This is a genomic window from Paeniglutamicibacter psychrophenolicus (assembly GCF_030812255.1).
GTDB lineage: Bacteria > Actinomycetota > Actinomycetes > Actinomycetales > Micrococcaceae > Paeniglutamicibacter > Paeniglutamicibacter psychrophenolicus_A.
Window position 1 is genome coordinate 61,717 of the sequence record NZ_JAUSSH010000005.1, and the last position, 25,274, is coordinate 86,990.

The window sequence follows — 25,274 nt, forward strand, 5'->3', positions numbered from 1 at the left end:
GCGCATACTTGTCCCATGGGAAGCAGGTGGGCCGCCGAACGCCTCGTCGCGCGCGTCACGGCGCTCGATGAGGCACGGCTCGAGAGCCACGCCTACCGCCTTGCGGTGCTCGGGGAACTCTCGGTAGCGATCGGGCACGAGGCCTGGGTGTGGCCGTTGGCCGACCCGATCACCACCGTCGGGGTCTCCCCGATGGCACAGGTCCCGGGAACCGCGGAACTGCCCCTGCTGATCACCCTGAAGTACGCCACGGCGCTGAACCGGTGGACCACACTGCCGGCAGCCCCTGCGCGCGCAGTCTCGCTGGCCGCGGCCACCGACGGCGAGCTGTCCCGAAGCGAATCCTGGGCCGGAGTCCTGTGCAGGCATTCGATCACCGATGTCCTGTCGATTGTTTTCGCGGACAGGTGGGGCATCTGGGGCTGGCTTGATTTGTGGCGTGGCCACGAAGACGGCGTGTTCACCGCCGCCGAGGCGGGCCAGTTGTCATCGCTGGCCCCGGCGATCACCACGGGCCTGCGGCATGGCTCGGCGAGGCAGTTCCAGGCCGGCAACAATGCCGCCCCATCACCCCACCCCCAGGCCGTGCTGGTGCTGGCCGAAAACCTGGGCATCATCAGCCAGACCGATTCCGCGGGCGTCTGGCTGGAGCTGCTGCAGCCCGGGCCCCGCCCGCACCAGGGCATCCCGGCGGAGGTGCTCAACGTGGCCGCCCAATTGCTGGCCCAGGAGCGCGGCGTCGATGCGCACCCGGCCGGTTCGCTGGTCCATGTGGGGGCCGGGGTTTGGGCGCGATTGTCTGCAACCCGCATGAACACGCCGACGGACAAGGCACCGGCACCCATCGCGGTGACCATCCAGGACGCGTTGCCCGCCGAACGCATGGCGGTCTTTGGGAGGTGTTTCGCCCTGAGCCCGCGCGAAAGCCAGCTGCTCGGACTTGCCGCGAGCGGATTGGACACCGCCTCTTTGGCCCGGGCCCTGGGCATCGGCAGGTACACCGTGCAGGACGACTTCAAGTCCCTCTTTGCCAAGTGCGGGGTGCAAAGCCGCGGCGCCCTGGTGGCCATGGCCGCCGGCCACTGACCAGGCGGAGCAACGGCGCATCAGGGGCACCGCCCTCCGCCCCCTCCCGCCCGGGTGTGCGGCAGCGTAGCATGTCCCCCAACGGGTACTTCGTCGCAGCGTGCTTGGGGAGGGGAACAGCTGCATGGACAGCGCTGACCGCCTTCGTGAACGATGGCTCGACACGGCCGCCGGGATCCTGCAGGAAACGGATCCGGGAGCGGCCCGGACGCTGCTGCACGATGCCCTACTGGAGTCGTTTCACGCGTTTGCGGCAGTCAGGGCCCCGCTGGCCGCCCGGGGCGGAACCAGCGCTGTTTCCATCTTCGGGCACTACCCCGTGCTCGACACCGCGGCCTGGGAACTGGCGGCGCAGCGGGCCGGAGCCGACCATCCGATGTTTGCCTACCACAACGCCACCGCCGACCCCGCCCCGGTGACCCTGCTGGAGGTCTGCGAGCGAGGCTGGGCGGTCTCCGAGTTCGCGGACTCCATGATCGAGCGGCTCGGCTTGGGCAGGCACCAGCTCTCGCTGCCGCTGGGCACCGCCGGAACGCAGTCCGCCACCTACGGCTTCGTCAGCGACGGGGCCTACCGGGAGCGTGACCTGGAGTCCGCAGGTTTCCTCCAGCCGATCGTACGGGGCCTGGATGCGCACATCCGCCTGCTCGAATCCCTGCTGCCCGGACCCGCCCCGGCGGCCGAACCCGAGCGCCCGCTGACAGCGCGCGAACTGCTGGTCCTGGCCCTGGTTGCCCGGGGCTGCACGGCCCACGGCATTGCCGCGAGGTTGGGCGTCTCGCACCGCACGGTGCACAAGCACCAGGAAAACCTGTACCGGAAACTGGGCGCGGTGGACCGCCTGTCGGCGGTCCTCCGCGCCCAGCAATGCGGGTTGCTCCCCCTGCAGCCCGCCGGTGCCGATGACCGTCCCGGAGGTTACTCCGGGAATTCACACACCCCGCTTGACACCGCATCGCCCAGCGCCTGGCCCAGCAGCTGATCCAGGGCCTCGATGTGGTTTTCGATGTAGCCGATGGCACGGCTTTCCTTGCCCGAACCGATCAGTCCCGGGCCCGAGTTCCCGGACTCGTTGGCCCAGGCGGCGAACGAGTTCTCCGAGATGCTCGAGTTCATGTAGATCAGCGGCACATGCGAGATGCCTTCGGCTTCCATCCACGGCTCCATGTAGGGAACCAGATCGATCTTGCCCACGCAGTCCGGGGCAACCTCGGCGATGATGAACTGCTCGGCCAGCACATCCAACGGCATCCACCGCCTTTGCTGCAGCTGCTGCGCGTAGGCCGCATCGCTCCACTGCTTCTTGAAGCATTCGTGTGCCAGCGCCGCCGGCGCCCCCACCACCGCCACCAATGCCACGGCTCCGGTGGCCGCAGCCGCCCGGATCCCCCAAATCCTGATACCCACTTTGATTCCTCCAAGGTTGGTGGCGCGTTCCCTTCGCACCGACAGGCACCAGTCTTCCCCGGGGGCGCGGCCGGGGCCATACGCAGTCGTACGTAGCCGGCCGGCAGCGCGGCAACCTGGTCCGAGGCAATCCGGCCGGTGCCGTTGTTCGTGTGCCGCCCCTGAGTATTTCCCGGGCACAGGAATGAAATGGGGGGCTCTTCCCTTCCCCACCTATCAGGCAATGGCAAAGTGTCAGATCGGCACGCTAGTCTCAATCGGACACTCGCAACCTTCAACGTCAGCAACCCGGCGAGAGGACCCGGCCATGACCAGCTCGACAGGCCTAAAGCCCGAAACCATTTCAGCGCGGAAGCTCAGCCAACGGATTGAAGCCTCGTGCGCCAAACAACTGTATTGGGTGACCGGCGAATGCAAGAATGCCGTCGAGGGTCGCGGCAATACGTGGACTTTCGACCTGGTATCCAGGGAGGGGAATCTGGAAGCCGGCGAACGACTTTCAATCATTCCCTGCAAGATCTGGGGCAGCGACGTGACCAGAATTGAAAAGTACCTGAAATCCCAGGGCTCCACCTTGTCCGCCGCGTTGGTTGATGGCATGAGCCTTGAAGTTCGCGGGGAAACCGATTTTTGGGCGAATTCCCTCAGGCTCCGTGTTTCTGGCATAGGTTCCGGTTTTCGGAGAACCGGCGCAATGCTTGGCGAACAAAAGCAAACACTTGATGAATTCGTCAAGAGCCATCCGGAATGCAAACGTGCCGTGGTTCCAAACGGGCAGGTCCATCGGAAGGCCAAGCAAGGAGTCCCTCTCCCCGCTGTGATGCTGGAGGCGGTGACGGTCGTCAGCCCGCAACACTCCCAAGGCAAGAACGACCTGTGGTTTGAGTTGGGAGATCGTGGCAACAAGCCGGAGATTGTCGACTACAAAAGCATCAACTGGTACCAGGCCAACGCTTGTGTGCGCTTCAGTGAGATTCTCCAAGCAGCCAAGCAAAATGGCCATGGGATGGTGGCCCTTGTCCGCGGCGGCGGTCATTGGTCGGGCATGCGGGCTTTCCACAGCCGGCAGCTTGCAGAGATCATCTTCACTGCAGGAATCCCGGTGGTAACCGCCGTGGGACATGCTGATGACGTGTCATTGGCGGACAGGGCAGCCTTGGCTTCATTCGGCACACCGAGCGCACTCGCCGGAGCCATTGACCAGACCCGCAAGAACCAAAAATCAGAATTCTTCAAAACCCGCGACCAGCGCATGGCAGCCTCCAAACAAGAAGAGCAGGTGCAGGCCGAGCGACAGATAAAGGACCTCAAGGCGGAACTCGCTGAGGCGACCAGCAACCTAATTGCGATGCGTCAGCACATGGCCGCCAGCGAAACCCAGCATGTTCAAACACTTCTCGACATGGCCAGGCGACGGGTCAAGGGGTACTCTCGTCTGGCCACCGGCCTCGTGGTGGGCCTGGCGGTTTCAGTATTATTTGGCGCCAGCGGTTGGCTGGAATTTTTCGGCGTGGATCCAACGCCTCGAACGGTTCTTGCGACCCAGGGCATCGCGCTCATTGCTGCCTGGGTCATCAGCTGGAGGCTTGACATCGCCCGCGGGAAGCTCCGGCGGCCCGCACCAAGACCGATGCGAGTGCCGCCAACGACAACGGAATGGATGGCCTCCATAAAAAGGGTCCGAACAATTCGGCGCTTGCGGAATCTCCAGCGGCATGTACCCGCCGAGACCGCGAGTTCCGAGGTCTAGAACAGCCCGGTGTGCTCCTCGACGAGTTCGGGCCCGTCGTTGCGGACATTGCCGACCGCGGAATCAACCTCGCGCAACTCCCAGCCGGAGGCAACCTCATCGACACCGGCTCGCACCATCTCCACCAGCTCGGCCGCGTTCTTGTCCTCGGGATCCAGCCATTCGGCCATGGTGTCCTTTGACAGCGGGATCGGCAACCGGTCATGCAACCCATGCAGTTGCGCCAGCACCTCGGGTTCCGCATCGGCGTCCGGGGACGGGCAGGTGAGGATCGTGGTGGAGAGCAGCCACTGGTCCGGGTCGCCATCCTCCTTGGCCGGGTCCTTCCACCATTCGTAGAGCCCGGCAAAGAAGATCAAGGATTCGTCGGCCGGGTGGACGTAGAACGGGCGCTTCTTGGCCTTGGGTGTGTCCCCGGCCAACCATTCGTAGTACCCCTCGGCCGGGACCGCGCAGCGCCGGGCCTTCACAGCGGCGCGGAAAGTCGGCTTCTCGGTCACAGTCTCGCTGCGGGCATTGAACGCGCGCACGCCCACGGACGCTTCCTTGGCCCACCCCGGCACCAGTCCCCATTTGGCCACATGCACCTGCCGGTGTACCTCCCCATCGATGAGCCGCTCCAGCACAATCGGCACGTCGGTGGTCGGGGCGACGTTCCAGGACTGCCGCAGCTCGAGGTTTGCATCCGCTTCGGCCTCGGCCTCTGCGACCAGGTCTCCAATGGCCTTGGCCATCACGTATCTACCGCACATCCCCACCACCCCTTCTTGTTGAATTTCACATTCTCACAACAGTTCCGGGCCCTTGGCGCCGCGGCCCCACTGCACCCATAGACACCGTATCGTTTACGCGGTTCCGCCGAAACGTCGCCGCGCCACCTCCCGGATATGTGGGCTTGTTCGGTTCGCTGGCTTGCGCCGATGACACCGTGCGGAAAATATGGAATCCGTCTGTCGCATCCGGGCGTCTTCAGATCTTGTTCCATCGAGGGCCCGGGCATTTTCGCGGGCAACGCATACGGGGGACCAAACGTTCTGATATTTCAAAGAGACAAGCCAACAATTGATTTGTCCGAATAGTCACCCCATCGGAACGCTCCGAAATTCCGAGCCGGACAAACCGCTTGCGGGACGAAGCAACGGATTCGGCTACGAAGATGCGCGCTTCCTGGTTTCCCGATTGCAGCGGACGCTCAAAGTCTCGCCAAACTCGATGATCTGTGCTCTTCTTAAGGCCAGTCCGTCAGTTGAAACGTCCAGTTACTCGATGGAAAGGGCAAGATGATGAAACATCCCCTCAGAAGGTTGGCGCTTGTCGTAGCGGCAACGCTCACACTCGTCATGGGCGGTGCGTTGCCGGCACCGGCCGTCACGGGCGGCCAGCCGGACGGCAGCGGTCACCCCAACGTCGGCCTGATCGTTTTCTACGACTTGGCGGACGGCCTCCGGTATCGGTGCTCGGCGACGCTGATTTCACCGACGGTGCTGATCACAGCGGCGCACTGCACCGAGGGAACCGCCGGGGTGACGCTGGTGACCTTCGAATCAGTGATCGCGGAGGAACCGCCGAGTCCGTTACCCGCGGCAGCGGATCCGGGCATCGGCTACACCCCTGATGAGCTCGAAGCGGCCGGTTATCTGTGGGGAACACCGATAGCGCATCCCGAATATTCGGATTTCACGGATATGGCCAACTGGAACGACGTGGGAATCATCGTGCTCGATGAGCCGGTCACCAACATCGCCCCGGCGGTGCTCACTCCGGTGAATTACCTGGACCGGTTCGGGCAGCCCGTTTTGAACCGGACGATCTTCGAGGTCGTCGGCTACGGCACCGAGGTGCGCAAGCCGGAGACCGGTCCGCAGAAGCCGCAGCCGATGTCCTACCCGTTGATCCGCCGCTACACCACATCTCCTGGACAGAAGCTCACTCCGCAGATCCTCCAGCTTCAGGGCAACCCCAACGATAATCGCGGCGGTGGCGGGACCTGCTTCGGAGACTCCGGTGGTCCTGTCTTCCTCAACGGCTACCTCGTGGCAGTGACCAGTTATACCTATACCTCGAACTGCCGTTACCTCGGTGGGTATCAGCGGGTGGACATCCCCGTGGTGCAGGACTGGCTGGCCCCCTACCTGTAACTAGCCCCGGACTCCACAACGGTTGAAGCGTTGCCTTCGTGTGCGTAGGCAGCCGGCTTGCCGAGCCAGGTGCCCTCCTCTGTGTTCAGGGGAGGGCACCTGGCTTACTTTGGGCTGGGTCGTTTCCCATCTTGTGCTGAGACAAATCTGAGATGGAAGCCAAGGGGCACAGCGCTGTCAAATTTTTTACGGGTCCAAGGCCTTAAGCAGGGCCTTAGCGTCCTTCTTCCTCACCCGGGCATCCCTGTCCACCGAGACGACGAGAGACCCCGGAAAACGACAGTCAGGTCATCGTGATTTTAGTCCGGCAAGGACCACATCTGCGACGGATTCGCTCGGCGTTGGGAACGAGCCCGAATGCGTCACACTCGGCAGACGCATCCAGGGCGGATTCGGACGCCGCTACTTCCGTGAAGCGGAGAGGATGCCTACCCTCGGATCGTGGGCGACTCAAACGCAACCGCCGTCCGGCTGGTTGTCGGTTCGTTGAAAACGCACTGCGCGCATCAAGGGAGAGCAACTAGATGAGATCACTTCGATACTCGATCAACGTCACGCTGGACGGCTGCTGCCATCACGAGGCGGGGCTTCCCCCGGACGAGGAGTCGATGCGCTACTGGACCGCCGAGATGGAGCGAGCCGATGCCCTGCTGTTCGGCCGGGTGACCTACCAGATGATGGAGTCGGCGTGGCGGAAGCCGTCCACCGGCACGTGGCCCGGCTGGGTGGAAGGGTGGCAGGTCCCGTTCGCCGAGGCCATCGACCGGGCGAAGAAGTACGTCGTGTCGAGCACGCTTGGCCGGGTCGATTGGAATGCCGAGCTGCTGCGAGGCGACTTGGGGCAAGCGGTGCAGCGGCTCAAGCAGGAGCCAGGCGAGGGCCTGTGGGTTGGTGGCGTGACGCTCCCCCTGGCGCTGGCGGATCTGGGACTGATCGACGAGTACGAGTTCCTCGTGCAGCCGGTCCTTGCCGGACATGGGCCGACGTTGCTCGCCGGTCTGCGCGAGCGTATCCAGCTCGAGCTCGTGGATCGCCATGAGTTCCGGTCGGGGGCGATCGCCCTTCGATACCGGCCTACGCGAGCAACGGCTTGACGTGATTTGTCCCGGCACGTTGACCGCTGCCCCGCGACGAAGCAACGGTTCACGCGCCTGGGATGAACCCTTCGTTCTCGGCCGCCAGCGGAAACGCTTGGGACAGGGCCCCCGACCCCGACGACTTCATCGATGCCCAAGCCATAACCACACACGCGGCACCCGAACGACTCCAGGAGCGTCCCGTGTGACGTTCCCCTTACGGGAGCCGACTCCCTGGACACAAATCAAACGGACGAGCTGAATTTTGCGGTTGGATTCGAGGTTTAGATCTGCCTTTCCCTGTTCGGTGGTCACCAGGACACGGTGCCAATGATCCCGGAAACGGAGTCTCCCCCGACCCAGATGTCCTCGCCGATATGTTCAATATGGATTCGGCCACGGCACTGCCACTCTTTTCCCCTGGACCGCGGTGTAGGCATGCGGGGCTTTCCCCGCAGGTATCAGCCACTGGGCCATCGCCGCATTCAGGCTCCCCGTGACTGGCTCTTCCCCGAGCGAGTTCATGGATGTAAGCGCCCGAACCTCGAATCCTGCATCGGCACCCGCAGGGCGGGGACCAATGAGCCCGATCTTGGGGAAACCTCCGACGGTAGCCATGGGAGGCTCAGCGTCGAGCGCGCTTTCGGCATCGGCAAGCAGCAGGGCCACCCATCCCGGCCCGTTGTCCGTCCAGCATCCTTCGATCACGGCATCGGAATCCAGCTTGAGTGCCTTCGCGATCAGACCGATGTCCGATTCATCCAGCGCGTCGCTTCTCACCAGTGGCGGCGCGGCAAAGGCCAAGCGGCCGCCGTCTTGGCGTACGCGAACCAATCCGGCGCCGCATTCTTGTACGTTCTGCTCATGGGACTGCGGGGTGCCGCCGTGATCCAGCCAGACACGTGCCGATCCGAGAGTCGGATGGCCGGCGAAGGGCAGCTCATTGACCGGAGTGAAGATCCTGGCCCGGTAGTCGGCGGCCGTGGTTGTGGGTTCAAGCAGAAACGTTGTTTCGCTCAGGTTTGTCCAACGGGCAAATGCCGCCAACTGCTTTTCGCTTAAGCCGTCGGCTCCGTGAACCACGGCTACGGGATTGCCCTGCGTCAATTCGGAAGTGAACACATCTATCTGGCTATACGGAAACGCTCGTCGCCCATTCGTGGTTGGGAAGCAAGTCCCGGCTTTGTGCCGAGGACGGCAATGGACTGAAAATCCATGCAACCCAATTCCAAGCAGCATCACCATCGCCGGAATAGGCAAGCCGTGTCAATTTTCGCCACGCGAGAGCAGCACCCACAGCAAGAACCCGGCCACCCGCCGCCGCGGCAACAGCCCCGTCCTTCGCCGCAGCGGACCGAGTATGCCGGCGCACGGCTAGTGCATTTTTCCGAGATGCAGGGGATAATTCCGTCCATGAGCAGAACGGAAAACGGTAAGCCGGAGGTCCGAAAACCTGCCGCACGCCTTGCGGCGCCGGTCGACACCACCATCACGCTGCCGGAATCCATGACCGGAAGGGCAAGCCCCGCCAAAGCGGCGGTCGGCGACAAGCCGGTCTTCGCCTACCTCGCGAGCCTCCCGCAGCCACAGCGCGGCATCGCCGAGGCGGTCGATGCGCTGGCCGCCAAGACCCTGCCCGACCTGCAGCGCTCGGTGAAATGGGGCATGGCGTACTACGGCGTCGGCGACGGGTGGTGCTTCAGCTGCGGCGGCTTTGCCCGGCACGTCAAGCTCATGTTCGTCAACGGCACGGCCTTGGAACCCGTACCGCCGGTGACGCCGGTGGGGATGGGCAAGGCGACGCGAGGCGTGGAGCTTGAATCCACTGACGACATCGATGAGCCACGGATCGTGGAGTGGATGAAACAGGTTACCTCGGTGCCGGGTGTTGGCGGAGCCAGGAAACACTGAAGGCGGTGTTGTCTCCAAGGAATCGTTCGCCGGAGATTGCTGGCTCATGAGCCGAACGGCACCAAAAGCAGTTGAGGTCCCCGGGCCACCCGCCACGGAGCAGGTTGGCATGCGCCGGCGGGGCACGCGCGCTTCCCGGCTGCACGTGAAGGAACCTGAAATAAGACTCGCATGTCCGTGGTTACATCAGGTATGAGCGAAAATGAAAAACTTGCCCGTTACATTCCCGCGGCCGGAGCAGTCACAATGTTCACCACCTCGTGGTGCGGCTACTGCCGCAACCTCAAGCGCCTGATGGATGCCAAGGGAATCGGCTACACCGAGGTAAACATCGAGGAAGTCGAAGGCACCGCGGAGCTGGTGGAATCCTTCAACGGTGGAAACCAGACGGTCCCGACCCTGATCTTCCCGGACGGGACCTCCGCAACAAACCCGCGGATTGAGGAAGTCCTCGAGCGGGTCTAGTCGGGCTGTGATTGGATGGAGGGGTGCCCCTCGCCGAAAGGCGGACGGCACCTCTTCCTCGTTAAGCTTTGCGTCGCATGATTGCGACCGCGCATGAATGGAGTGACATGTCACAAAAGGTTCAGGCCGTCATTGTCCGTGCCAAGGACGCCCCCGTCGAGACGGTGACCATCGTGGTTCCGGACCCGGGTCCGGGCGAGGCCGTGGTGGACATCCTCACCTGCGGCGTCTGCCACACCGACCTGCATTACAAGCTCGGCGGGATCGGCAACGACTACCCCTACCTGCTGGGACACGAGGCCACCGGTGTGGTCTCCAAGATCGGCGACGGCGTGGACAACGTCGTGGTCGGTGACCGCGTGATCCTGAACTGGCGCGCGGTCTGCGGGCAGTGCCGCGCCTGCGCCAAGGGCCAGGCCCAGTACTGCTTCAACACCGCCAACGCCACCCAGAAGATGACCCTGGAGGACGGCACCGAGCTCTCCCCCGCCCTGGGGATCGGCGCGTTCGCCGAAAAGACCCTGGTCGCCGCCGGCCAGTGCACCAAGGTCGATGAGGATGTCGACGCCGCCGCCGTGGGCCTGCTGGGCTGCGGCGTCATGGCCGGCATCGGTGCGGCCATGAACACCGGCGAGGTCAAGCGCGGCGAATCCGTGGCCGTGATCGGCTGCGGCGGCGTCGGCATTGCCGCGATCGCCGGCGCGAAGCTGGCCGGTGCCACCACCATCGTGGCCGTGGACATCGACGACGACAAGCTGGCCATGGCCAGGAACATGGGTGCCACGCACACCGTGAACTCCAAGACCACCGACGCGGTCGAGGGCATCAAGTCGCACACCGGCGGCTTCGGCGCCGACGTGGTCATCGAGGCCGTGGGCCGCCCGGAGACCTACAAGCAGGCGTTCTACGCCCGCGACCTGGCAGGCCGCGTGGTGCTGGTGGGAGTGCCGACCCCGGAGATGAAGCTGGAGCTGCCGCTGCTGGATGTCTTCGGCCACGGCGGATCACTGAAGTCCTCCTGGTATGGCGATTGCCTGCCCTCGCGCGACTTCCCGATGCTGGTGGAGCAATACAAGCTCGGCCGCCTGGACCTGGATGCGTTCGTCTCCGAACGCATCGAGCTCGGCGATGTGGAGGCCGCCTTCACCAAGATGGGCGAGGGCAAGGTCCTGCGTTCGGTGGTGGAACTCTAATGTCGGCACAGATCCAAAACATCGTCACCTCCGGCACGTTCTCCCTGGACGGGGGCACCTGGGAGGTGGACAACAACGTCTGGATCATCGGGAACCAGGACGAGGTCTTCGTGATCGACCCGGCCCACGAACCGGCCAAGATCCTCGAAGTCGTGGGCAACCGCGCGGTCAAGGCCGTGCTGCTGACCCATGGGCACGACGACCACATCCGCTACGCCCGCGAATTCGCGGACCTGGTCGAGGCACCGATCCACCTGAACCCGGCCGACACGATGCTCTGGGAGAACGTGTTCCCCGGAACGACCGCTGACCACGAGATCACCGACGGGCAGGAGTTCGAGGTTGCCGGCACCACGCTGGTCGCCCTGCACACCCCCGGGCACTCCCCCGGTTCCACTTGCTTCTACGTGGAATCGCTGGGCACCCTGTTCTCCGGGGACACGCTGTTCAACGGGGGCCCGGGTGCCACCGGGCGCAGCTACTCGAGCTTCGAGACGATCATCGACTCGATCCGCGAACGCCTGCTCACCCTGCCGGCGAGCACCGTGGTGAACACCGGCCACGGGGATGCCACCACGATCGGTGCCGAGGCACCGAACCTGGACGAGTGGATCAAGCGCGGCCACTGACCGGCATTGATCCGCGGTGTGGGCGGCGAAGGCACGGTTTCCGTGTTTTCGCCGCCCACACCTTTGTTCAAGGAACAGGCAACCGTCGCGACCGGCGCCTTCGGCCTGGATTACTGCGACCCGCGGATGGCCGCCTCATGATGTATCCACCCAACCAACGAAACGGGCAGAAACAATGGACCTGATCATCACATGGGTACTCTTTGTCTTCCTGGCGGCGGTCATTGTCCACTCCATCAGGACGGAACGGCCCACCCGCTCGGAGCCTGCACACCGTGGCGGAAAGCCGCTGCCTCGCAACCGCGTCGCGAGAGTGTTCGCCTCCTTCCAAGTCATGGCTTGGTGCTTGATCTTCTGCGCGGTGGCGCTCCTCATCTCGGCCGTCATCGGCACTGCCGATGCATTAGCCTGACGGCTTTGACGATTAAGCACCTCAAGCAAGGGCATTGAGGGCGGACGAGTCCTCTGGTGCTGCCTTGTCCGGGGCAACTTGCCAAGCCAATCATCATCAGCTTCGCTGTTGGCTGGAGGTTCCAGTTCTCCTGATGCACGAAAAACGCCCGCAGGAAGAACTGCACCGGCTTTTGGCCCCGCCGGTGCGCTGGGCCGGACATTGCCGTGCGATGCGGCTCCCGCAAAGCTCACGCGCAGGACCGGGGATCGGGCTGGTAACGATCCGTTGCAACCTGTCGCCGAAAGCGATCTCCGCACCTCGGATCGGATCAGGTGCCGCTTTGCGGCACCCCGGATGTGGCGAGGTTTCCATGCATCGGACAAGTCGTGCGGCGGCAGTGCTTCTGGCTCTCTCGGTGCTGGCCGGCTGCGGTGTCGGTCCAGACCGGGGCGAGATGCTTCCCGAGACCTGCGATGGCGGCCCGAGCGTGGGCAACCCGGAGCGTGCCCTGGCGACCCTGCTCCAGGCCGCAAGCCAGGCGGACGCCGACCTGGCATGCACCGTGACCACCGGCACCCCCAAGGACATGGACCTGGGCCACGAACTGGCAGTCCTGGACGCTGCCGCCCGGGCACGAGGCATCACCGCCGGCAACGCCGAATTCATCCGGCCCGCCGATGGACTGCGGGCCGGGCGATACACAGTCGCCGGCGGGCCGCCCAGCGGCCTGGAGCCCCTGGAATTCGTGCTCGTCCAGCAGCGGGACAAGGGATGGCGCGCCTACTTCCCGGTGCCGGAGCAGGGATACCTCTAGCAACCGGCTACAGGTCGGCGGCATCCAGCCGCGCCGCGGCAAGCACCTGGGCCAGGTGCATTCCTCTCACGTCGGTGCCCTCGGAGATCTGGGTGCGGCAGGAGAAGCCATCGGCCAGCACCAGATCGCCCGCCGCACGCCCGCGGATCGCCGGGAAGAGCTCGCGCTCGCCGAGGGAGCGGGAGAGCTCCGCGTGCCCGGGCTCGAAACCCCAGTTTCCGGCCAGCCCGCAGCACCCGGTGTCGATCTCGCGCTCGTCGATGCCGAGGCAGGCCAGCACCTTCGCGGTTCCGGAGTGGTCACCCAGCGAACGTTCGTGGCAGTGGACCTGGGAGACCGCACCGGCGCCCAGCGTGCCAAAGGGCCAGACGGCACCGTGCTTGCCGTCGGCCGGCAGGTGTCCGGCGACCAGGTCGCCGAAGGGCACCACGGCGGCGGCCAGGACGGCCGCGCGCGGGTCGTCCGGGAGAAGCTCGGTGATTTCGTGTCCCAGCATCACGGTGCAGGAGGGCTCGAGCCCGATCACCGGGTAGCCAGCATCCAGCAGCGGTTCCATGACCTTCAGCGTGTGCCGGATGACCTTGCGGGCCGCATCAAGTTGTCCGGTGGAGTGCCAGGTCAGCCCGCAGCAGACGAAGCCCTTGGGGATGATGACCGTGTAGCCCAGGGCCTCGAGCACCTCGACGGCGGCCTTGCCAGGGGAAGTGTCCAGGTGGTTGTTGAAGGAATCGGGCCAGAGCACCACGGTGGGGCTGGCGGCACCGGCCGCGGCGGTACTCTTCGGGCGCTTGGCGAACCAGCGCTGCAGGGACTCGGGGGCGAAGGTGATCATGGTGCGGGTCGGTTCGATTCCGCCAAGCTTCTTCACCAGCTTCTCCACCGGCTTGCAGCGCAGCAACGTGTTGGTGGCGCCGGCCGCCCCGGGCACCGCATGCAGGATCCGGGTCAGGATCGGCAGCCAGCCCATGGTGTAGTGGGCCATGGGGCGCAGCCGCTTCTCGTAGAAGCGGTGCAGGAACTCCGACTTGTAGGTGGCCATGTCCACGTTGACCGGGCATTCGGAGGCGCATGCCTTGCAGGACAGGCACAAGTCCAGTGCCTCCTTGACCTCCTCGGAGCGATAGGCCGAGGGCAGGGATTCGCCGCGGAACATTTCCGAGAGCACCCGGGCCCGTCCCCGGGTGGAGTGCACCTCGTCGCCGGTGCCCTGAAAGGAGGGGCACATCGCCCCCTCGTCGGAGCGGCATATCCCCACCCCGACGCAGCGGTTCACGCCGTTGAGCAGCGAGCCCTTGTCCCGGGAGAGCGCATGGACCGGCGAGAGCTCGAAGGTGCGCTGCCCGGGCCCCGGGCGCAGCCGGTCATCGATCCGCTCGGGGTCGATGAGCACCCCGGGGTTGAACAGCCCGGTGGGATCGAAGATGTTCTTGAAGTCCCTGAAGGCGCCCATCGCTGCCCCGCTGTACATGGTGCCCAGCAGTTCGGAGCGGGCGCGCCCGTCCCCGTGTTCCCCGGAGAGCGATCCGCCGTAGCGGGCCACGGTTTGGGCCGCCGCCTCCATGAACGAGCGGAAGACCGCCACGCCTTCCTCGGTGCCCAGGGTGAAGGAGATGCGCACGTGCACGCAGCCCTCGCCGAAGTGGCCGAAGGGGATGCCGCGCAGGCTGTGCTCATCCATCAGCGCGTAGAGGTCGCGCAGGTAGTCGGCCAGGTGTTCGGGCGGAACCGCCGAGTCCTCCCAGGAAGGCCAAGCCTCGCCTCCGTCCGGGAGCCGGGTCACGATGCCGGCGGCCGCCTCGCGGATCCGCCACAGCGTGCGGGCCGCCGCGGGATCCGTGACGACCGCCGCGTCAATGGCGGTGACCGGGTCCGCGGCCAGGTATTCGTTGGCCAAGGCCTCGGCAATGGCCCGTGCAGCCTCGGGGGTGTCCCCCGCGGTTTCGCAGAAGAGCCAGCCTCCTGCCCGCTCGCTCGGCCCGTAGGGTCCGCCCATGCCCGGAAGGTCGGCTCCCGCCAGTTCCTGTCCGGGACGCGAGCGCAACGCGTCGAGCAGGTCGGACCCCATGCCCTCGGCGGTGGTCACGCCGGGCCGGCGCATGGTGGCTGCGGCTGCCGCGGCGTCGAAGACCGTTGCGAAGGCGAGCACCGCCAGGGCCGTGGCCTTGGGCTTGTGAACCAGCTTCACGGTGAGCTCGGTGATGATTCCGCAGGTCCCCTCGGTCCCGGCGAAGGCACGGGCGGTGTTGAACCCGTTTTCCGGCAGCAGGTGGTGCAGCCCGTAGCCGGAGACCTGACGGGGGAAGCGCCCGAGCTCGGTGCGCAGCACCGAGAGGTTCGCATCGCGCAGTTTCTTCAGCGCCACCTCCAGCTCATGGTCGTCGGTTCCGTTGGGGCCCAGGGTGGCGGTGGACCCGTCGGCGAACATGACCTTGACGGACTCGACGTTGTCCGCAGCGGTGCCCCAGGCCAGCGAGTGGGAGCCGCAGGCGTTGTTGGCGACCATGCCGCCGACAGTGCAGCGGCTGTGGGTGGAGGGATCGGGCCCGTAGGTCAGCCCGAACTCCGCCGCCGCGTCGCGGAGCTTGTCGCACACGACCCCGGGCTGGATGCGCGCGGTACGGGCCACCGGGTCGATCGACAGGATCTTGTTGAAGTGGCGCGAGGTGTCCAGCACCAGGCCCTCGCCGATCGCGTTGCCCGCCACCGAGGTTCCGCCGCCGCGACTGGTGACGGACAAACCCTCGGAGCGTGCGTAGGCCAGGGCCAGGGCGATGTCCGTCTCGCTGCGCACCTCCAGCACGGCGGCCGGGACACGCCTGAAGATCGAGGCGTCCGAGACATATGCGGCCCGTGTTCCCATGTCGGTGCGCAGGCGCGAACGCATCTCGGCAGCCGCATCAACCTTGGTGGGCATGGTTTCCATGGGAAGGACCTCTCATCGGGGGCAAGTGCAGCCACAGTAGCATGTTACGTGCAATTGACGATATGGTTGCTGGCAAAAGCTCCCATCCGCCCGCCTGCGCCCGAAAAATGAGAGAATCAGAACATGACTAGTCCCCATTCACGCACCTTGCCCCAACGCGGTCAGTCACTGACCGACCAGGTCATGAACCACGTGCGCCACTCCGTGGTCACCGGGGAGATGGAAGTCGGACGGCTCTACAGCGTCTACCAGCTCGCCGAGCAGCTGGGCATCTCGCGCTCGCCGGTCCGCGACGGACTGCTGCGCCTGGAAGAGGCCGGACTGATCGAATTCTCGCGCAACCGCGGATTCCGGGTCATCCCCACCAGCCCGCACGATGTGGCGGAAATCTTCTCGCTGCGCCTGGCCCTCGAGGTTCCGGCTGCGCTTCGCGCCGCCCATGCCAGCACCCCGGCATTGGCTGCCACCTTCAACGACCTTGAAGCCCACATGCGCTCGGCCGCCGAACGCGGGTCCCTCGACGAATTCTTCGACCTGGACCAACAGGTGCACGACACCATCCTGAGCGCCGCAGGTTCCAATCGCGTCCGCGGCATCGTGAACCGGCTGCGCGATTCCACCCGGCTGTTGGGGGTCTCAACGGCCGGGAAGGAGCGCTCACTCACCGAGATCCTGGGCGAACACGCTCCCGTCATCGAGGCCATCAATGCCGGCAAGGGCCAGGAGGCAGCCGCCGCCATGCGCGAACACCTCACCCGCACCGGGCAGCTGTTGGTGTCCCAGGCCATCACCGCCCAGCACCTCGACCTTGACCCCGACGAGCTCTGGCGGGATTACACAACAGGATACTGACCAGCACTTATCGGACTTGCCCATGTCATACTGATGCCCATGGACGACACCACTCCCACGCAGCAAGAACCAGCACGCGCACCGCGGACCAGGCTCCCCGCCCTCGCCGGAATCCTCGCTGCGCTCCTCCTGCTCGCGGGCATCCTTTTCTTCGCGCTCGGCCCCCGGGAGAACGCCTCGTTTGGCTGGTTCGCCTATGCACCGTTGAGCGCATCCATGTTCATGCCGGGCATGCACTTCTTGACCACGGCGCAACTCACCGGCTGGTTGTTGATTGCCCTCGCCGCCTGCGCGGCAACATTCTGGGCCGGACTCATGGTCGGCCGACGCACCCGCTGACCGCCCTGCGGAAGGTCCCTTCTAGGAACGGATCAGTTCGGCGTGCCGACCGTATTCGGCCAGCAGGTCGGTGATGAATCGGTCTACCGTGTAGCCGGGAAGCAGGTCGTCGGCCGCGCCGACGGTGGCCGGGTCCATCTCGATCCCCATGGCCCGGTAGACGGAATCCAGTACCGCACGGATCGGTGCCGAATCCTCGATGACGAACACGCTGGAAAACAGCCAGGCCCCCGATACCACCCGCTGAGCGGTGCCCACCAGCTTGATGGGGTTCCGTGCCGTGGATCCAACGCCGGGCATGCCGTGGACGCTGTAGTCACCGGCGCAGTATTCCCCGGGGATCTCCCCCACCCGTGCATCGATCCCCGAGGTGCGCAGGGCGTCGGCGTAGAGCTGGCCCAAGACCTTGAAGCGGTGCTGGTGGCCCATCATGGCCTCTGCGGCCGGCTCGACGTGGTCCACGATCACCGTGCCCGAGTGGTAGGCCGCAGCCCGTCCCCCGGCCTTGCGCACCACGGGGGCAAAACCCTGCTCCAGGGATTCCGCAACGGCCCGGGCGTACCCCTCCAGTCGCACATCGCGCTGCCCGAAGGCCACCGTCGGGTTCGGGCGGTAAATCCGCAGCTTCGCCGGCAAGCTGCCCTCGCGCACCGCGTTCAGCAGCGCGACCCCGGCCATCAGATCCGCCTCCGCGTCGCCCGACGGCTCCTCGACGCATACGTGAAGGGCGTGGTCGGCATCGAGATTCCAAAGACTCATGGGCACGATTCTAGGTCCGGATGCCCCGCAGGGAATAATGGGTGTCGTGCCGAAACAACAAACGCCCCTGATACTGCTCGGAGGGGCCTCCGGATCCGGAAAATCCTACCTGGCCCACCGCTTCGGCCGACCCCACATGGAGCTGGACAACTTCTACCGGGAGATCTCCGAGCACACCCCGGCGACGCCGTTGCCGCAGACCGGATACGGGGAAATCGACTGGGACCATCCGGGCACCTGGAACTGCGACAAGGCCGTCGATGCCTTGATTGAGTTGCTGGAATCCGGGCAGACCCAAGTCCCCAACTATTCGATCAGCACCTCCAGCTACGACGGAACGCGGGGGATCGAGCTCAATGGCGGCCCGCTGCTGTCCGAGGGGATCTTCGTGTCCGAGATCTTGGCACCGCTGCAACGCCTCGGCGTCGACGTCCAGGCCTACTACATCGAGGTCTCGCCGCTGTCCACGGCCATCCGCCGCTTCGTGCGCGACGTCAAGGAGCGGCGCAAGCCGCTGGGGTTCCTGCTCAAGCGCGGCTACTCGCTGTTCCGTGCCGACCGGCAAATCCGCGGCAGGCACCTGGCCGCCGGGTTCGTCCCGATGAAGAAGAAGTCCGTCAAGGCAATGCTGGCGTCGTTGGCCGGCTAGGCGCGGGCCCGGACAAGATTGGCGAACGGCAAGCTTCCGTAATGGGCCTGGAACTGCGCATGGTAGTTCGCTTGGGCCTCGTTGAGCGCCTCCGCAGGCAATTCCTTCCATGCCACCAGCAGGGACCCCGCTTCGGCCAGCTGCCAGATCAGTCGGCCCTCCCAGTGCCCAGGCGGCCTTCCCCTCCCGAAGTCCACGAATTCCTGGATCTGGCGTCGCAGCCCGCGGTTGCCCTTGCTTCCGGGGCCGGCCTTGCCGATGAACAGCACCTCCGCATCCGCAACCCAAGCGGCGGATAACTCGGCGCTGGCCAGTGAAGGGTTCTTCTTCTTGAAAACCCCGGCCGTGCTCTTGGCGAGGAACCGCGGCTCAAATCCCGCAGGACGCAACACGGCGAAGATGCCCTGGTGTTGCGGGATCCGGTTGATTTCAAGGGCCTCGATGGGCCGGAACCCTGCGAATCCATCGTCTTTGAGTGCTTTTTTGTCTAACTTCATCGGAATCCTTGGATCTGGGCGGCGGGATAGTTATTGGCTTTTCCCGCGGGTGCGGTGATTCGCACCTCCGATGCTACCGGGCCGGCATGGCGCAGCACTTCCTGATGCCCGCGAGGGGGCAGAACCCCGGACCGGCCAGACCCAGCGCCCGCCGCCGCCCGGCTTCGGACACCTAGTGCCTGCGGTCCCGTGCAATCGCACCATCGTGTGGGTCTCCGGCCACGGCGGCCGGTTGACCTGGCTCACTCGGATGAAAAGCCTTGGTGGTGTCACCCAGCTCCGAGGGCGGTGCAGTTCCCGGCCCTTGACCAATGCCGCGGGTCGGGTTGCAATGGATGCAGGAGGCCCGGCATCCCAAGAGTCCGGACCCTGGACCTGGAGGTGGCGTGGTGCTCGCCCCAATCCTTGGAGCGCTGGCCATGCTCGCTGGCGTCCTGACGACATGGATCGTCAACACCCGACCCGCCTCCGAGCAGGATCCCGACGCCCGGTTCTGGTATGTCTTCACCGGCGCCTGCGTGGCGGCACCGCTGGTCCTTGGTGCAACCGTGATCGACCGATGGATCGGCGTCGCGACATTGGCCACGGTGGCAGGTACCGTCCTGGCCGCAAACAAGTACTCCTCCCGCATCTTCCGGCGCCGAGTGGACGCCGAACACGAATCGATCTTGGCGGCCGAGCACTCGGCCCTGGCCGCACGCCACGAATCGGTGCTCCGGGCCTGGAGCCGCTACGAACTGGATCCCGAGGCGGCCATCAACCATCCGTCAATGCACGATGTCTCCAACCCGCCGACCGCGGCCCTCGTCCGGGCACTGGCTGCAGCCGAGGGCCTTCGCCATCACCGTCCGGAACTTGCATCGAGCGGGTCGGGAGCCGACTACCGACAAGCAGTCCTCGACCTGGAAGCCGCCTTCCGGCATGCCGAACTGGCCGGTGAACGGATGCCCGGCGACGCTGCAGGCATCCCGAACAACGTCCTGCTCGGGGAATTGGCGGACCGGCTTCGGCCTTGTTAAAGGCCCGCGCCCGGTCGTAGCATCAAGACAGGAGCGGCGATGGAATCTTTGAGCTTGGCAACCCCATCCATCCCCCCTGCAGCCCGAAACGGTCAACACCATGAACACCGATTCCAACCACCCCCGCCATTCCAAGGATTCACCGGCCTTCGTTCCGCTGCCGGGCAGCGACCGCGGCCCCGAGCCCGGACCCGCTGCCACGCCGGGCCTGCGCGCCCCGGCTCCCGATGACCAGGAAATCGAGATCAGCATCTACCTGCGCCGCCGGCATCCGGTTCCCGAACAGCATCTTCCCGGCGGCCCGCCGGACGGCGACCCCGGAACCGGCCACGGCGCAGATCCCGCGGACATCGAGCTGGCCACCCGAACCCTGAGTGCTTTGGGCGCCCGGATCATCCACGCCGATCCCCAAACGCGATGCCTTCGTGTCGGAGGAACCACCGGGACCCTGGCGGCGGTCTTCGGCACCCGGCTGGAAATCCTCCAGGGCAAGGCCCCGGCACCACGGCGCCACCGCACCGGCGGCCTGTCCGTCCCTGCGGAGCTGGATGGAATCATCACCGCGGTGCTCGGACTCGATAACCGGCCCGCGGCCCGGCCCCGGTTTCATTTCTCCCCGGCCGCCACGCAGAGCGCCAGCTACACCCCGCTCGACTTGGCCCGCATCTACGACTTCCCCGCGGGGACCGACGGCAACGGATCGGTGATCGCCATCATCGAACTTGGCGGCGGCTACGGGATGGCCAACCTGCAGGCCTACTTCTCCTCCCTGGGCATCCTGGTTCCGAAGGTCACCTCCATCGGTGTCGACGGGGCTTCGAACGTGCCCGGAGCCGACCCGCAGGGCGCCGACGGAGAGGTGCTGCTGGACATCGAGGTCGCCGGGGCCCTGGCACCGAAGGCGGAGATCAAGGTCTACTTTGCACCCAACACCGATGCCGGGTTCATCGACGCGGTGGCCCGGGCTGCCCACGACTCCCCCGCCCCGGCGGCGATCAGCATCAGCTGGGGGCAGGCCGAGGACCAATGGACGGAACAGGCCCGCACCCAAATGGACGAGGCCTTCGTCGACGCCACGCTGCTGGGAGCCACGGTCACCGCCGCCGCGGGAGACAACGGCAGCGCAGACAACGTCCCCGACGGGAGGAACCATGCCGATTTCCCCGCTTCCAGCCCGCACGCCCTGGCCTGCGGGGGCACCAGCCTGCTGGCGGATCCGCGCACCGGGAAGGTGTCATCGGAAACCGTGTGGAACGACTCGACGCATTCGGCCACCGGCGGCGGGGTTTCGGGCGCCTTCGATGTCCCGGCGTGGCAGGGCCACCTGAGCGTCGCCACCGGCACCGCGCCCGCCGCGGCGCTGGACGGACGCGGCATCCCTGACGTGGCGGCCGTGGCAGACCCCAGGACCGGCTACAGGGTGCGCATCGACGGCAGCGACATGGTCATCGGCGGCACCAGCGCCGTCGCCCCGCTCTGGGCTGCACTGCTGGCGCGGCTGGCCGGGGCCTCCGGGCACGGCGGCGGACTGCTGCAGCCGGTCCTCTACGCGGCCGCGCCCGCGGGCACCACGGGTGCCGGGTTCCGCGACGTCATCGCCGGGAACAACGGAACCTACCTGGCCACGGCCGGCTGGGATGCCTGCACTGGCCTGGGGGTGCCGATCGGCACGGCCCTGGCCGCCCGGTTCCGGGGTTCCGTTGCCGCTATTTCTGCCCCGGGGCAGGACGCACCGTGAGGATCTGTTCGCTGCGCCCGAAGGGCCCGTGCACATCGTGCAGCACCGCGCTGGTCAGCCCGATGCCATCGCTGCCGTAGGTCTGCTGGGCCTGGATCCCGAGCCACTGGCCCACCGGGCCGCGGTGCATGTGGATCTGCAGGTCGACGTTTGGGAACATCCAGGATTCGGGTCCCGGCTCCACGCGGGGCGCCACGCCGTTGGCGGTGTCGACCATGCCCAGCAGCCGCACCAGGTCCGAGGTGTGCGTTCCGGCCACCATCTCGAAGTTGTTGCGCATCCACACGATGCCCTTGCCCGGACGGTGGCCGTCCGCGCCGCGGAATTCCAGGCCCTCGATGTACCCGCCGGGCCACGGCGACATGCCGGCGAAGGTCTCAAGCTCCTCGGGGTGCACCACCGGGGCATCCTCGTTGGCTGCCACCGCGGAGCTGTCCAGCGTCGTGAGCCTCCAGCCGCGGGCGACGATGCAGGTGCGGCCGTGCGAAACCATTTCCGCCTCGATCAGCTCGATGGTCCGGCCCGGGCGGAGCATGCGGGTCCTGACCTCGAATTCCCCGCCGTGGATGATCCCGTAGATGTCCAGGGACACCCGCGCCATGCGCATGTCGGCGCGCGGGGCGAAAAGTTCCAGTTCGTGCACCAGCACCCCGGTGGCCGGGGCCATGTGCTGCTCGTGCGGGTTCCAGGCGCCCTGGGCATGCACCGTGGACCGGTAGGTGCCCTGGCCGGTTGGCTCGTAATAGAACTCGCCCACCGCGAGTTCCGGAAGGTTCTGCTCGGCAGCCGTATGCGTCATGGTCCTTGGTTCCCTTGTTCCCGTGGCGACATCGCCACCGTGTTTCCGGGATTCAGCTTAGCCAGCAATGCGACCCGGACCACAATCCGGGCCGGGCCAAGAATCCCGGTGGCCGGCACCGACCCCTTGGCGGGCCCCGCGCCGCCCGCATAGGGTGGGGAACAATCGTCCCGACCAGCAGGAAGAGATACCGATGGGCACTGTCGCCGAAACCATGATCGCCACCCTCAAGGCCAACGGAGTCAAACGGATCTACGGGGTGGCCGGGGACTCGCTCAACGGCCTGACCGATGCCCTGCGCAAGGACGGATCCGTCTCCTGGCTGGGGGTGCGGCACGAGGAAAGCGCCGCGTTCGCCGCCGGGGCCGAGGCGGAGATGACCGGGAACCTGGCCGTGTGCGCCGGAAGCTGCGGGCCCGGAAACCTGCACCTTATCAACGGCCTCTACGACGCGAACCGCAACCGGGTCCCGGTGCTGGCCATCGCCGCCCACATCCCCAGCTCCGAGATCGGCAGCAACTACTTCCAGGAAACCCACCCGGCCGAGCTTTTTCGCGAGGCCAGCGTGTTCTGCGAGGTCGTCTCCACCCCGGACCAGATGCCGCGCCTGCTGGAAATCGCCATGCGCACCGCGATCGAGCGCCGCGGCGTGGCGGTGCTGGTGATGCCCGGCGACGTCGCCCTGGCGCAGGCCACCGGCACCCGGACCTCCGTGATCACCGCCAGCCGCTCCGCGGTGCTCCCCCACCCCGAGGACCTGGCCCTTGCCGCCGGCCTGCTCAACGCGGGCCGGCGGGTCACCATCCTGGCCGGCGCCGGCGTGGCGGGTGCCCACGCGCAGGTCATGGAGATTGCCGACCTGCTCGGCGCCCCGGTGGTGCACGCGCTGCGCGGCAAGGAGCACATCGAGTACGACAACCCCTACGACGTCGGGATGACCGGGCTGCTCGGGTTCGCCTCCGGGTACCGGGCCATGGACGCGGCGGACACCATCCTGCTGCTGGGCACCGACTTCCCCTACCAGCAGTTCTACCCGCAGGACGCGAAGATCATCCAGGTCGATGTGCGCGGGGAGCAGCTGGGCCGGCGCACCAAGATCGACGCGGGCCTGGTCGGCACGGTGGCCGACACCCTGGAGGTCCTGGCGCCGCTGCTTGGGCGGAAGACCGACACCACGCACCTGCAGGACGCGCAGAAGCACTACCGCAAGACCCGCGAAAAGCTCGACGACCTGGCCACGCCGACGCGCAAGGGCACCAGGATCCACCCGCAATACCTGGCCCGCACCCTGGACGAGCTGGCCGACGAAGACACGGTGTTCCTGGCCGATGTCGGCTCCCCGGTCGTCTGGGCCGCCCGGTACCTCACCATGAACGGAAAGCGCCGGCTGCTCGGGTCCTTCAGCCACGGTTCCATGGCCAATTCGATCCCGCAGGCCATCGGGGTCCAGGCCGCGCACCCGGAGCGGCAGGTGGTGACGCTCTCGGGCGACGGCGGGCTCGCCATGCTCATGGGCGACCTGCTCACCCTGGTCCAGTCGAAGCTTCCGGTGAAGATCGTGGTGTTCAACAACTCGTCGCTGAACTTCGTGGAGCTGGAGATGAAGGCGGCCGGGTTCGTCACCTTCGCCACCGACCTCGAAAACCCGAACTTCGCCGACGTCGCCACGGCACTGGGCATCCGCGGCTTCCGGGTGGAGAATTCCAAGGACCTGCCAGGGGCGTTGCGCGAGGCGCTGGCCCATGAGGGTCCGGCCCTCATTGACGTGGTGACCGACCGGCAGGAACTGTCGATGCCGCCGGCCATCACCGCGGAGCAGGCCAAGGGCTTCGCGCTTTATGCAATCCGGACCGTGATGTCAGGCAAGGGCGACGAACTGCTGGATCTGGCTGCCACCAACTGGCGCCAGCTTTTCTAGCCCGCGATGGCCCCGGAGCACAGTGCCGCAACCGCGTCCTCCGGCTCCTTCCGGATGGGGTCGGCGTTGGCCACGAGGAAAGCCCGTCCATGACGGCCCCGCCACGGACTGGCTTACTTCGGTGCGGTGCCCGGCGGACCGCTGAGCACGGTGGGGACGTATTCGAGCAGCTGAAGCCGTCCGTCGAAGGTCCTGCTGTCCACCATCTCGAGTGCCACGTCCGGATGCCCGTCATAGATGCGTTCCTTGCCGGTCCGGCCCGTGATCACCGGGAAGATGACCAGCCGGAACCGGTCCACGAGGCCCGCTGCCAGTAGCGACCGACTCAGGCTGAGGCTCCCGAGGGTGCTCATCGGTCCGTTTCCGCTCCGCTTCATCTCGGCCACGGACTCGACCGCGTCCCCGCCCACCAGTCTCGAATTCGGCCAGTCCAGGGGCGCCCGCAGGGACGAGAAGAAGACGACTTTGGGCACCCCGGCAAGGCCCGTCAGGCTGGCGGCTTCGGTCTCGGAGAACCCGGAATCCGCGGTCGCCGCCTCCGCCGACATCGCGGACATCAATCGATAGGTGTTCGCCCCCAGAAGGTAGGTGTGCTGCTTCTGCCCTTCCCGTTCGAGCCAGGCGAGGTATTCCGGTGCCTCCAGGCCCCACCAACCGGGCCATCCCTCGGCGGAGGCATACCCGTCCAGGGAAATAATCAGGTCCACCATCAGCTCCGCCGCCGACGCCCCTGCCGCAGTCTCGCCCATGACGCTCTCCCCGATCCGATCGACGCAGCCCGCTGCCGGCCCCCCTGCCGAGGACGGCCGGCTCGGTTCCGGGCCTCGCCGGCACCGCGCCTGCCGGGTGCTGCATCGGTGCCCGTGCCAGCGATGCCAGGCCCGGGCCCATCGAAGTTCAATGGAGGGATCCGCCCTG

Annotated in this window: 25 protein-coding genes; 17 read left to right on the plus strand and 8 right to left on the minus strand. The window is 66.2% G+C overall.

Features of this window, described 5'->3' with window-relative positions; genetic code table 11:
• Window positions 1–15: 15 nt before the first annotated feature.
• Both J2T21_RS08980 and J2T21_RS08985 read left to right on the plus strand, forming a co-directional pair.
• Complete coding sequence (locus J2T21_RS08980) at window positions 16–1,086, plus strand: helix-turn-helix transcriptional regulator (protein WP_307580597.1); 1,071 nt, start codon at window positions 16–18, stop codon at window positions 1,084–1,086.
• Between the two features lie 124 nt (window positions 1,087–1,210).
• Window positions 1,211–2,068, plus strand: a complete 858-nt coding sequence (locus tag J2T21_RS08985) for a helix-turn-helix transcriptional regulator (RefSeq protein ID WP_307580599.1) — start codon at window positions 1,211–1,213, stop codon at window positions 2,066–2,068.
• Here J2T21_RS08985 and J2T21_RS08990 read toward each other — a convergent pair.
• The gene (locus J2T21_RS08990) at window positions 2,005–2,493 is read right to left on the minus strand and encodes a hypothetical protein (RefSeq protein ID WP_307580601.1); all 489 of its coding nucleotides are present in this window, start codon (window positions 2,491–2,493) and stop codon (window positions 2,005–2,007) included. The genes J2T21_RS08985 and J2T21_RS08990 overlap by 64 nt on opposite strands.
• Before the next feature lie 307 nt (window positions 2,494–2,800).
• Here J2T21_RS08990 and J2T21_RS08995 point away from each other — a divergent pair, with 307 nt between their 5' ends.
• Window positions 2,801–4,243 (plus strand): exodeoxyribonuclease VII large subunit, encoded by a 1,443-nt coding sequence (locus J2T21_RS08995; RefSeq protein WP_307580603.1) that lies wholly within the window; start codon window positions 2,801–2,803, stop codon window positions 4,241–4,243.
• On the opposite strand, the gene J2T21_RS09000 is transcribed toward J2T21_RS08995, so the two are convergent.
• On the minus strand, window positions 4,240–4,995 hold the full coding sequence (locus J2T21_RS09000; RefSeq protein WP_307580605.1) for an SOS response-associated peptidase: 756 nt from the start codon (window positions 4,993–4,995) through the stop codon (window positions 4,240–4,242). The genes J2T21_RS08995 and J2T21_RS09000 overlap by 4 nt on opposite strands.
• Before the next feature lie 528 nt (window positions 4,996–5,523).
• Between J2T21_RS09000 and J2T21_RS09005 the strand changes: the two genes are divergently transcribed.
• Window positions 5,524–6,381, plus strand: coding sequence for a trypsin-like serine protease (locus J2T21_RS09005; protein ID WP_307580607.1), 858 nt, complete (start codon window positions 5,524–5,526; stop codon window positions 6,379–6,381).
• Window positions 6,382–6,905: 524 nt separating this feature from the next.
• Window positions 6,906–7,475 carry a dihydrofolate reductase family protein gene (locus J2T21_RS09010; protein WP_307580609.1) on the plus strand — a complete coding sequence of 190 codons (570 nt, stop codon included), beginning with the start codon at window positions 6,906–6,908 and terminating at the stop codon, window positions 7,473–7,475.
• Between the two features lie 363 nt (window positions 7,476–7,838).
• On the opposite strand, the gene J2T21_RS09015 is transcribed toward J2T21_RS09010, so the two are convergent.
• Window positions 7,839–8,579, minus strand: coding sequence for a PhzF family phenazine biosynthesis protein (locus tag J2T21_RS09015; protein WP_307580611.1), 741 nt, complete (start codon window positions 8,577–8,579; stop codon window positions 7,839–7,841).
• 291 nt (window positions 8,580–8,870) lie between these two features.
• On the opposite strand from J2T21_RS09015, the gene J2T21_RS09020 reads away from it, so the two are divergent.
• The 6 genes from J2T21_RS09020 (at window position 8,871) to J2T21_RS09045 (ending at window position 12,863) form a co-directional block, all read left to right on the plus strand.
• The gene (locus J2T21_RS09020) at window positions 8,871–9,368 is read left to right on the plus strand and encodes a DUF1801 domain-containing protein (RefSeq protein WP_307580612.1); all 498 of its coding nucleotides are present in this window, start codon (window positions 8,871–8,873) and stop codon (window positions 9,366–9,368) included.
• A 192-nt stretch (window positions 9,369–9,560) separates the two neighbouring features.
• Window positions 9,561–9,833 carry a glutaredoxin domain-containing protein gene (locus J2T21_RS09025; RefSeq protein ID WP_307580613.1) on the plus strand — a complete coding sequence of 91 codons (273 nt, stop codon included), beginning with the start codon at window positions 9,561–9,563 and terminating at the stop codon, window positions 9,831–9,833.
• A gap of 107 nt (window positions 9,834–9,940) precedes the next feature.
• Window positions 9,941–11,026 (plus strand): S-(hydroxymethyl)mycothiol dehydrogenase, encoded by a 1,086-nt coding sequence (locus J2T21_RS09030; protein WP_307580615.1) that lies wholly within the window; start codon window positions 9,941–9,943, stop codon window positions 11,024–11,026.
• Window positions 11,026–11,655, plus strand: a complete 630-nt coding sequence (locus J2T21_RS09035; protein ID WP_307580618.1) for an MBL fold metallo-hydrolase — start codon at window positions 11,026–11,028, stop codon at window positions 11,653–11,655. Before J2T21_RS09030 ends, J2T21_RS09035 begins: the two co-directional genes overlap by 1 nt.
• 175 nt (window positions 11,656–11,830) lie before the next feature.
• The gene (locus J2T21_RS09040) at window positions 11,831–12,067 is read left to right on the plus strand and encodes a hypothetical protein (protein ID WP_307580621.1); all 237 of its coding nucleotides are present in this window, start codon (window positions 11,831–11,833) and stop codon (window positions 12,065–12,067) included.
• A 352-nt stretch (window positions 12,068–12,419) separates the two neighbouring features.
• Window positions 12,420–12,863: a hypothetical protein gene (locus J2T21_RS09045; protein ID WP_307580622.1), complete on the plus strand. Its 444-nt coding sequence runs from the start codon at window positions 12,420–12,422 to the stop codon at window positions 12,861–12,863.
• Window positions 12,864–12,870: 7 nt separating this feature from the next.
• On the opposite strand, the gene J2T21_RS09050 is transcribed toward J2T21_RS09045, so the two are convergent.
• Entirely contained in the window at window positions 12,871–15,786 is a 2,916-nt protein-coding gene (locus tag J2T21_RS09050; RefSeq protein ID WP_307580624.1) for an FAD-binding and (Fe-S)-binding domain-containing protein, read from the minus strand.
• 123 nt (window positions 15,787–15,909) lie between these two features.
• Here J2T21_RS09050 and J2T21_RS09055 point away from each other — a divergent pair, with 123 nt between their 5' ends.
• Window positions 15,910–16,638, plus strand: a complete 729-nt coding sequence (locus J2T21_RS09055) for a GntR family transcriptional regulator (RefSeq protein ID WP_307580626.1) — start codon at window positions 15,910–15,912, stop codon at window positions 16,636–16,638.
• Window positions 16,639–16,677: 39 nt separating this feature from the next.
• Window positions 16,678–16,977, plus strand: a complete 300-nt coding sequence (locus tag J2T21_RS09060; RefSeq protein WP_307580628.1) for a hypothetical protein — start codon at window positions 16,678–16,680, stop codon at window positions 16,975–16,977.
• A gap of 21 nt (window positions 16,978–16,998) precedes the next feature.
• Here J2T21_RS09060 and J2T21_RS09065 read toward each other — a convergent pair whose 3' ends face one another.
• Window positions 16,999–17,736: a lipoate--protein ligase family protein gene (locus tag J2T21_RS09065; RefSeq protein WP_307580630.1), complete on the minus strand. Its 738-nt coding sequence runs from the start codon at window positions 17,734–17,736 to the stop codon at window positions 16,999–17,001.
• 37 nt (window positions 17,737–17,773) lie between these two features.
• Between J2T21_RS09065 and J2T21_RS09070 the strand changes: the two genes are divergently transcribed.
• Window positions 17,774–18,385 carry a uridine kinase family protein gene (locus J2T21_RS09070; RefSeq protein WP_307580951.1) on the plus strand — a complete coding sequence of 204 codons (612 nt, stop codon included), beginning with the start codon at window positions 17,774–17,776 and terminating at the stop codon, window positions 18,383–18,385.
• Here J2T21_RS09070 and J2T21_RS09075 read toward each other — a convergent pair.
• On the minus strand, window positions 18,382–18,882 hold the full coding sequence (locus J2T21_RS09075) for a hypothetical protein (RefSeq protein ID WP_307580632.1): 501 nt from the start codon (window positions 18,880–18,882) through the stop codon (window positions 18,382–18,384). The genes J2T21_RS09070 and J2T21_RS09075 overlap by 4 nt on opposite strands.
• A gap of 386 nt (window positions 18,883–19,268) precedes the next feature.
• On the opposite strand from J2T21_RS09075, the gene J2T21_RS09080 reads away from it, so the two are divergent.
• Window positions 19,269–19,901, plus strand: a complete 633-nt coding sequence (locus tag J2T21_RS09080) for a hypothetical protein (protein WP_307580634.1) — start codon at window positions 19,269–19,271, stop codon at window positions 19,899–19,901.
• Window positions 19,902–20,001: 100 nt separating this feature from the next.
• The gene (locus tag J2T21_RS09085) at window positions 20,002–21,639 is read left to right on the plus strand and encodes a S53 family peptidase (protein ID WP_307580636.1); all 1,638 of its coding nucleotides are present in this window, start codon (window positions 20,002–20,004) and stop codon (window positions 21,637–21,639) included.
• Here J2T21_RS09085 and J2T21_RS09090 read toward each other — a convergent pair.
• Window positions 21,608–22,438 carry a thioesterase family protein gene (locus J2T21_RS09090; protein ID WP_307580638.1) on the minus strand — a complete coding sequence of 277 codons (831 nt, stop codon included), beginning with the start codon at window positions 22,436–22,438 and terminating at the stop codon, window positions 21,608–21,610. The genes J2T21_RS09085 and J2T21_RS09090 overlap by 32 nt on opposite strands.
• A gap of 193 nt (window positions 22,439–22,631) precedes the next feature.
• On the opposite strand from J2T21_RS09090, the gene poxB reads away from it, so the two are divergent.
• Window positions 22,632–24,356 (plus strand): ubiquinone-dependent pyruvate dehydrogenase, encoded by a 1,725-nt coding sequence (gene poxB, locus J2T21_RS09095; RefSeq protein ID WP_307580640.1) that lies wholly within the window; start codon window positions 22,632–22,634, stop codon window positions 24,354–24,356.
• A gap of 113 nt (window positions 24,357–24,469) precedes the next feature.
• Here the strand turns inward: poxB and J2T21_RS09100 are convergent, their stop codons facing one another.
• Window positions 24,470–25,105, minus strand: a complete 636-nt coding sequence (locus J2T21_RS09100; protein WP_307580642.1) for a dihydrofolate reductase family protein — start codon at window positions 25,103–25,105, stop codon at window positions 24,470–24,472.
• Between the last annotated feature and the right edge of the window lie 169 nt (window positions 25,106–25,274).